The organism is Bacteroides sp. An269, assembly GCF_002159755.1.
Taxonomy (GTDB): domain Bacteria; phylum Bacteroidota; class Bacteroidia; order Bacteroidales; family Bacteroidaceae; genus Phocaeicola; species Phocaeicola intestinalis.
Map to the genome: position 1 here is coordinate 1 of NZ_NFJG01000235.1, position 987 is coordinate 987.

Here is a 987-nt window from a genome sequence, read left to right on the forward strand (position 1 = left end):
ATAGTCGATACGCTCGGCCTTCCGTTAGCCGTCGCAATCCATGAAGCCAACCTGCATGACAGCAAGGGCGCCCCACAAGCCATAGAAAAACTCGCTTATAAATTTCCGCGCTTGGTGAAAATCTTGGCGGACGGAGGCTACAGGGGAGATTTGGCTGATTGGGTCAAGAAGAAATTCGGATGGATATTGGAGGTCGTACTCAGACCGGACGAATGTCCGTCCAAATTTCAGGTACTGCCCAAACGTTGGATTGTGGAACCTCTTTCTCATGGCTGGAAAACTTCAGAAGGCTGACCATCGATTATGAATTCCTTGCTGAAACCGCAGAAGCTATGGTACAGATTGCATTCATCCAAATCATGCTTAACAAATTTATCGAATGAAATCAAAACAGCTTCTCACTATTGGCGTAAAAAATGTTCAGTTGGCAAGAATAGTGTCAAGCAAGAGTTGGCTCCCATCTGTTTCAAACAGGCAGCTACGGAATCTTCCCTTGAAGAACAAATACCCCATGGTGTGGCATTACTATTTCCCAATGGTCTTCGTGCCCACTTCGGAAATGGTTCTGAAGAGATACTTATGGAATTATTGACCAAAAGTCTTGGAGGCGGCCATGTTTAACTTGAACGACACGATGCGCTACTTCCTGTGTCCGGGCATTACAGATATGCGCAAAGGTATCAGTTCATTGTGCGGAGTGGTACATGAAAAGATGAACAGTGAAGTGAAGAACGGTGATGTCTTCATCTTCATCGGGGCCAGCCGCAAACTCATGAAATTGCTTCATGCAGAAGATGGAGGCATGGTGATGTATGTGAAACGTCTGGAAGCCGGTCGCTTCAAACTGCCCAAATACGATCCTGAGTCAAAAAGTTATTCCATGGAATGGCGTGACCTGGTAATGATGGTCGAGGGCATTCAGGAAAGCCCGGGGCAGAGGCTCCGGCGGTTAAGGGCAGAGCGTAAGGAGTACCATGTATGACATGT

At 47.0% G+C, this 987-nt stretch carries 2 protein-coding genes; both read left to right on the plus strand.

Going from position 1 to position 987, the window contains the following annotated elements; genetic code table 11:
* Window positions 1-294: transposase (locus B5F71_RS19480; RefSeq protein WP_241148671.1), on the plus strand; the 294-nt coding region annotated here is incomplete at its 5' end.
* 319 nt (window positions 295-613) lie between these two features.
* Window positions 614-982 carry an IS66 family insertion sequence element accessory protein TnpB gene (gene tnpB / locus B5F71_RS19490; RefSeq protein ID WP_143269955.1) on the plus strand — a complete coding sequence of 123 codons (369 nt, stop codon included), beginning with the start codon at window positions 614-616 and terminating at the stop codon, window positions 980-982.
* Window positions 983-987 lie beyond the last annotated feature (5 nt).

What these genes read in the sequence shown, in the direction of transcription:
- tnpB (WP_143269955.1), top strand. Translation starts at nt 614, where the DNA reads ATGTTTAACTTGAACGACACGATGCGCTACTTCCTGTGTCCGGGCATT.